The organism is Sphaerospermopsis sp. LEGE 08334 (genome assembly GCF_015207205.1).
Classification (GTDB): Bacteria; Cyanobacteriota; Cyanobacteriia; order Cyanobacteriales; family Nostocaceae; genus Sphaerospermopsis.
Window position 1 is genome coordinate 1 of the sequence record NZ_JADEXH010000086.1, and the last position, 7,647, is coordinate 7,647.

Here is a 7,647-nt window from a genome sequence, read left to right on the forward strand (position 1 = left end):
GATTTACAGGATTTGAATTGTCTGAATCAGGATATCCAGGATTTAAGGATTTACAGGATTTGAATTGTCTGAATCAGGATTTCCAGGATTTAAGGATTTACAGGATTTGAATTGTCTGAATCAGGATTTCCAGGATTTAAGGATTTACAGGATTTGAATTGTCTGAATCAGGATTTCCAGGATTTAAGGATTTACAGGATTTGAATTGTCTGAATCAGGATTTCCAGGATTTAAGGATTTACAGGATTTGAATTGTCTGAATCAGGATTTACAGGATTTAAGGATTTACAGGATTTTGTTATCTAAAATTATGTTAAAAAATTTTTGATAATTCTCTTAGTTGAAACATGACTGATATAATACCTGTCTATGTTTGATAACGTCTCAGTCAAACTGAGGATAAAACGCAAATATTACAACAGGTTGCAGAAGCTATTGAGCAAATAAACGATACCCAAATCCAAAGTAATGTTGCTGCGTCAACCGCCATATTAGCTGGGTTAGTATTAAACAAGAAACTGATTAAAAGGTTATTACGGAGTGATGCTATGCGCGAGTCTGTAATTTATCAGGATATCCAACAGGAAAAAGCTTTAGCAATTGTGACACGACTACTCCGTCATCAAGTCGGAACTGTTCCACCTGCACAATTATTGAAACTTGAAGCTATGGAATCAGAACAGTTAGAAGATTTAGCTGAGGCTTTGCTTGATTTTTCAAGTTTAAGTGATTTAGAAGCTTGGTTAGCACAATATCAAGTTTAGCAATATTGGTCAGGGTAAAGCAAGAGCTTCATTGGTGTCAAATTAAACTAAAAATGGCTTATTTGTTGGCTTCCACGCCCGCCTGGAAATGAATTTCCAGGCTCATAGCTAAAGTTTACTAAAGTAAACTAAAATAATTTCCAAAATTGTCTATTTCTTTTAGTCATCTTTAGATGACTTTTGCTATTAGACTGGGAATTCATTCCCAGTCGGGCTATGGGTTTTACTGGGAATTCATTCCCAGTCGGGCTATGGGTTTTACTGGGAATTCATTCCCAGTCGGGCTATGGGTTTTACTGGGAATTCATTCATTTGCGTAAAATATTGCCAAGGGAGTCGAAATCTTCATAGAGGTGTTGTGCAGGGAGAAGAGTGGTAAGATTATGAACAAATTAGTTATCCTCAAACTAGATGGTGACTTCCATGAAGGCTTTCGTGCTAGTTTAAACATTGGTGAAGATGGTGCGCTTCCCGATATTGAGCTAAGTGACAATACATTAACATTACCTCCTCTTCCCACTCTACCTAATATTTATCAAGATTGGTCTAACACTTATCGCAGTCTGGATGGATACCGCATTAAACCTAAAAAAGACCAAATTACTAATGTCAGGTTTCAATCTCTGAAAATGGAATGTCGCACTCATACAGACATTCTCAAACAGCAATTTATTACTTGGTTACAAGCAGAGTCATTTCGCCAGATAAAAGAATTATGTTTAACACAATTAAATACTACTGATGAAGTGCGAATAATTATTCGTACTCATGAAACTCAACTGCGAAAATTACCTTGGCATTTATGGGATTTATTTAATTATTATCCTCATGCAGAAGTGGCTTTTAGTTCCCTTTCTTCCCAACGGTTTAAAAAAAGTACCCGTTCCCATATCCGCATTTTAATTATTCTGGGTAATAGTGAAGGAATTAACGTCGTTGAAGATGAAAAATTACTGCAACAATATTGTCAATCAGCGGAAATCATTGTTTTAGTTGAACCTTCACCTTCAGAACTGAATAAATATCTTTGGGATGATACCGGTTGGGATCTGATTTTCTTTTCTGGCCATAGTCGTACAGAGTCAACAAAAGGCAGAATATTTCTCAACCGCACCGATAGTTTAACAATGGATGAATTGCGGTATGGACTGCAAACCGCCGTCAGCAAAGGGTTACAATTAGCTTTTTTTAACTCCTGTGATGGTTTAGGAATTGCTACTGAATTAGAAAGTTTGCATATTCCCCAAATAATTGTGATGCGTGAACCTGTACCAGATAAGGTGGCTCATCAATTTTTAAAGGACTTTATTCAACAGTTTACCAATAGCAAATCTTTCTATCAATCTGTGAATATTGCCCGCAAAAAATTACAAGGTTTAGAAACAGAATATCCTTGTGCTAGTTGGTTGCCTGTAATTGTCCAAAATTTGTTAGCAACGCCTCCCACTTGGCAGAGTATGGGGGCTGTAGCTAGTTGTCCTTATAGGGGTTTAGCGGCTTTTCAAGAACAAGATGCAGCTTATTTTTATGGGCGAGAAACTGTTACCCAACAGTTAGTTGCGGCAGTGAAAACAAAGCATTTTGTAGCAGTGGTTGGAGCTTCGGGAAGCGGTAAATCTTCTGTGGTGTTTGCGGGGTTAATTCCCCAATTAAAGCGAGATAAAAGTCAACATTGGCAATTTGTGTCTTTTCGTCCGGGGAATAATCCGTTAGAATCATTAGCGATCGCACTTTATCGAGAGTTAGGCACTAAAAAAGATATTGTTCCTCATTCCAGATTGCAAGAATTAGAAATAGAAGTACAGTTAAAACAGAGTAACAACACTTTATCTAATTTCCTAGAATCGCTGATTAGTAGTTCACCCAAATCACATATTATCTTAATTGCTGACCAATTTGAAGAACTTTATACTCTTTGTCAGGATACCGCAGAACGGAAAATATTTTTAGATAATCTCTTGAATGCAGTTAGTAATGTTCCTGGTTTTACCTTGGTGTTAACCCTACGAGCAGACTTTTTTGGTGAAGCTTTATCTTACCGTCCTTTGAGTAATGCTTTGCAGGATGCTCAGGTTAATTTAGGTCCCATGAATGCCCTAGAATTAGAAAGTGCCATTTCACAACCTGCTCTTAGTCTCAATGTACAATTAGAACCAGGATTAACTCAACGTCTCATTGATGTGGTGCTTAATTCTCCTAGCCATTTACCCTTACTAGAATTTACTTTAACTCAGTTGTGGCAACAACAACAGCAAGGATGGCTAACTCATCAAGCATACACGGAAATTGGCACTATCGAAACTGCACTGGCGAATCATGCTGAGTCAATTTATGCTCAATTGAGTGCAGCCGATCAACAAAAGGTACAACAAATATTTATTCAATTAGTGCAGCCAGGAGAATATAATGCAGATATTCGGCGTTTGGCTACTCGTGGAGAAGTGGGGGAAGAAAACTGGAATTTAGTTACACAGTTAGCAAATGCCAGATTAGTAGTTACAGACATTAATAAACTAACAAAAATTGAAACAGTAGAAATTATTCATGAGGCATTAATTCGCAATTGGCGCAGATTAAAACAATGGATGCAAACAGATGGAGATTTTCGCCGATGGCAAGAACAATTAAGATCAGTAATGCGACAATGGGAAAATCATCAACAAGATACGGGAGCATTATTGCGGGGTAAATCTTTAATTGATGCCCAGGAATGGTTAAGACAACGGGAAAATCAAATTAGTGCCAATGAGCAGAATTTTATTCTTCAAAGTTTAGAACTACAAAAGAAAGAAAGTCAAGCTCAGAATGCTGCTAGAAAGCGAATTATCATGGCTTTAAGTAGTGGGTTATTAGGAGCATTATTATTAACTGGTGTGGCTTTATGGCAACGGCAAAAATCACAAATTAATGAACTCAAAGCCTTGAATTTATCTGCACAAGTATTGTTAAAATCAGGGAATGAAATTGAAGCTTTTATCCCCACACTGAAAGTTATCAAAAATTTACAGCAGTTAAACTTTTTAAACTTCTTAGATTCTCAAACTCAGTTAAGTTTATCTGCGTCCACTTTGGAGAATATCAACCAAATTCGAGAATACAATCGTTTACAAGGGCATAAAGGTGAGATTTCTACTGTTAAATTTAGCCCAGATGGTCAGCTTTTAGCTTCAGGGAGTGAAGATAATACCATCAAAATTTGGCGACGAGATGGAAAGTTACAACAAACTTTATCAGGTCATAAAGATAGAGTTTTCAGTGTTATTTTTAGTCCAGATAATAAACTTTTAATTGCTGCTAGTTTTGATAATACCATTAGTTTTTGGCGTTATGATTCTAACACAAATTTATTTACAAATTTATTGACAAATCAACCTAATTTTAGGTTAATAGAAAAAGATGGATTATTAGCAATATCTCTCAGTCCAGATAGTAAAATTTTAGCAACTGCTAACAGTAAAGGAGAAATAAAACTCTGGACATTAAATGGACAACTGATGAAAACAATTAACGCTCACCAACAAAAAATATGGAGTGTAAATTTCAGTCCAGATGGAAAAACTATTGCTACTGCAAGTGCTGATAAAACCGTTAAACTTTGGCATCTTGAAGGTAAGGAATTAAAAACATTACCAGGTCATAATGATGAAGTTTTGGCTGTAAAATTTAGTCCAGATGGTAATACTTTAGCCTCTGCGAGTAAAGATAAAACTGTGAAACTGTGGGATATAAATGGACAATTATTACATACTTTTGAAGGTCATAATAATCAAGTTTTAGATGTGAATTTTAGTCCAGATAGCAAAACCATAGTTTCTGCTAGTGCTGATGATACAGTTAAAGTTTGGATGATACCCAATAATTTAAAATTAAAAAAAGATTTAAAATCTCATCCCCAATTTCCAATTTACACCTTTTTAGGACATGGAGGTAAAGCATCGGAAGCTAGTTTTAGTCCAGATGGCAAAACCATAGTTTCTGCTAGTGCTGACAGCACAATTAAATTGTGGCATTTGCAAGGTATTTTACCTAGTTTTTCTGGTAATAGTGTGAGTTTCAGTCCTGATAAAAATACTATTGCAGTAAGTAATAAACAGGGAATTATCAGCTTACGAAAGCGTGATGGAAGTTTGATTAAAAGTTTTTATGCCCATAAGGGAGAAATTATCAAAGTATTGTTTCATCCCACAGGAAAAAATATTATCACTATTGGCGCTGATAATCAAATTAAATTGTGGCATCTTGATGGTAAACTAATCAAGAGTTGGCAAGGACATCTGAAGGATAATAATAGTATATTATATAGTATATTTCAGCCAATTCAAGATATAAGTTTTAGTTTTGATGGTAAAAAAATTGCAACCATTAGTAGAGTTGATCAACAAGTAAAAATTTGGGACTTACAAGGGAATTTATTAAAAAGCTGGCAGACGAATGATAAATTACTGACAAATATTAACTTTAGTCGAGATGGTCAGACTTTAGCAACTGCTGGAGATAAAACTGTAAAACTGTGGAATTTAACAGGAAAATTATTGCAAACTCTTTCTGGACATGAGAATAATATTACATCTGTAAGTTTTAGTCATGATGGAAAAATCATAGCTACTGGAAGTGCTGATTCTACAGTCAAACTTTGGGATAGAAAGAGTGGTAAGTTATTACATACTTTACAACATCATCAAAGTGTTTACAGTGTAGATTTTAGTCCTGATAGTAAAATTCTAGTTTCAGCTAGTGGGGATAAAATCAGTTTTTGGAATTTGCAGGGAGAATTAATTTATAGTCTGCAAGGAAGTAAAAATGATCTTTTAGAAGTGAATTTTAGTCCTGATGGAAAGATGATAACATCTGTGGATATTAGTAATCATATAACTTTGTGGGATTTGGATATTCATACTTTACAAAAACGTAGTTGTGATTGGTTGCATGAATATTTACAAGAAAATGCTAATTTGGGTGAAAATGAGGATAAATTATGTAAATTGTCTGAATCAGGATTTCCAGGATTTGAGGATTAACAGGATTTAAATTGTCTGAATCAGGATTTCCAGGATTTGAGGATGAACAGGATTTGAATTGTCTGAATCAGGATTTCCAGGATTTAAGGATTAACAGGATTTGAATTGTCTGAATCAGGATTTCCAGGATTTGAGGATTAACAGGATTTGAATTGTCTGAATCAGGATTTCCAGGATTTAAGGATTTACAGGATTTGAATTGTCTGAATCAGGATATCCAGGATTTGAGGATTAACAGGATTTAAATTGTCTGAATCAGGATTTCCAGGATTTGAGGATTAACAGGATTTGAATTGTCTGAATCAGGATTTCCAGGATTTGAGGATTAACAGGATTTGAATTGTCTGAATCAGGATTTCCAGGATTTGAGGATTAACAGGATTTGAATTGTCTGAATCAGGATTTCCAGGATTTGAGGATTAACAGGATTTAAACTAGAATTTTATCACCAATTACCAATCACCAATTACCAATCACCAATTACCAATTACCAATCACCAATCACCAATCACCTTATGTCTACCTTAAAACTACCTGTCACTTGTCTAAGTTTAACAATCAGTTCCCTAATGATTTTTGGAGGAAATTTTTCCCAAGCTGAAGCTTCTCCAACTCAAGCAATACAAATATCAAACAACTGGCTTTTAGAAGGTAAAATCAAGGTAAATCAACAAGATTATCAAGGGGCAATATTAGATTTTACACAAGCTATTAATCATAATCAGCAAAATGCAGAAGCATATTATCAACGGGGTTTAATTTATGCTAGATATGCCCAAGGAAAGCCTTTAAATCCTGATGGAACTGTACCGGGTTGTAGGAAAAAGGATGATTATATAATTATTTGTCCAGTAGAAGTAAAAGATAAAATTCAAGAATATAAACAGAAAGCTATTGCAGATTTTACTCAAGCAATTACAATTAATCCCCAATACGCAGTAGCTTATCATCAGCGTGGGTTAATACAAGAAGAGAACGAACAGAAAATAGCAGATTTCCAAATAGCAAACACGCTTTATTTACAAAAAAGTTTGGCTTCTTTAAAAGCAAAGAAATTTTCAGAATTAATACAGTTGTTAAAGATTATTGATAAGTTACAGTCTGAAATAAACTCTTTGAATAGAATAGTGGATTTACGAGATCCAGAACTACAATATCCTGTAAATTCTTCAACTGTTTCTCCTGATTCCATTGAAGAATTAAATAATCAAGCCTATGCAGCGTTGAATAAAGGAGATGTGCAGACAGCAATCCAGAAGTTCAAAACATTAGCTATTAAACTGCAAGAAAACAAGGAATATAAAAGATATCAGCAAATACAGCTAATTATTATAGAACTTGAGAAAATTCGTAGTTAGGCACATGAGAAGAATAACAAAGAATTAGATGTTTGCAGGGGTAACAACCAAATTCAAGAAGTTGTTGTATAAACAAGTTTCTTGTTATTATACAGCTTTCTAGAATTAACTCCTATACTCAATACTTTTCGGTTAAGATCCCCCCGCCTGCGGCGACCCCCTTAAAAAGGGGGTAAAAGACGGTTAAAGCCCCCCTTTTTAAGGGGGGTTGGGGGGATCTTCGCGGTTTTGAAATATTAACCGAACAGTATTGATATTTGATTGAGATTAACGCAACTGTGATCATAAGGTTTTCATCTTCGGAGTTGATAGCAATTTCTAACTATCAGCAATTATTTTCTCACCCCAATTGGAGATTTTCAATTTAATTTTAGATAACAAAATCCTGTAAATCCTTAAATCCTGGATATCCTGATTCAGACAATTCAAATCCTGTAAATCCTTAAATCCTGGAAATCCTGATTCAGACAATTCAAATCCTGTAAATCCTTAAATCCTGGATATCCT

At 34.9% G+C, this 7,647-nt stretch carries 3 protein-coding genes; all 3 read left to right on the forward strand.

The annotated features are described in order from the left end of the window. The first annotated feature begins 548 nt into the window (after positions 1-548). Entirely contained in the window at positions 549-764 is a 216-nt protein-coding gene (locus IQ237_RS26545) for a DUF4351 domain-containing protein (RefSeq protein WP_228020712.1), read from the forward strand. Positions 765-1,147: 383 nt separating this feature from the next. Next, positions 1,148-5,782: a CHAT domain-containing protein gene (locus IQ237_RS25550; RefSeq protein ID WP_194060047.1), complete on the forward strand. Its 4,635-nt coding sequence runs from the start codon at positions 1,148-1,150 to the stop codon at positions 5,780-5,782. 515 nt (positions 5,783-6,297) lie between these two features. Beyond that, the gene (locus tag IQ237_RS25555) at positions 6,298-7,140 is read left to right on the forward strand and encodes a tetratricopeptide repeat protein (protein WP_194060048.1); all 843 of its coding nucleotides are present in this window, start codon (positions 6,298-6,300) and stop codon (positions 7,138-7,140) included. Positions 7,141-7,647: the final 507 nt, after the last annotated feature.

What these genes read in the sequence shown, in the direction of transcription:
- IQ237_RS26545 (WP_228020712.1), top strand. Translation starts at nt 549, where the DNA reads ATGCGCGAGTCTGTAATTTATCAGGATATCCAACAGGAAAAAGCTTTA.
- IQ237_RS25555 (WP_194060048.1), top strand. Translation starts at nt 6,298, where the DNA reads ATGTCTACCTTAAAACTACCTGTCACTTGTCTAAGTTTAACAATCAGT.
- IQ237_RS25550 (WP_194060047.1), top strand. Translation starts at nt 1,148, where the DNA reads ATGAACAAATTAGTTATCCTCAAACTAGATGGTGACTTCCATGAAGGC.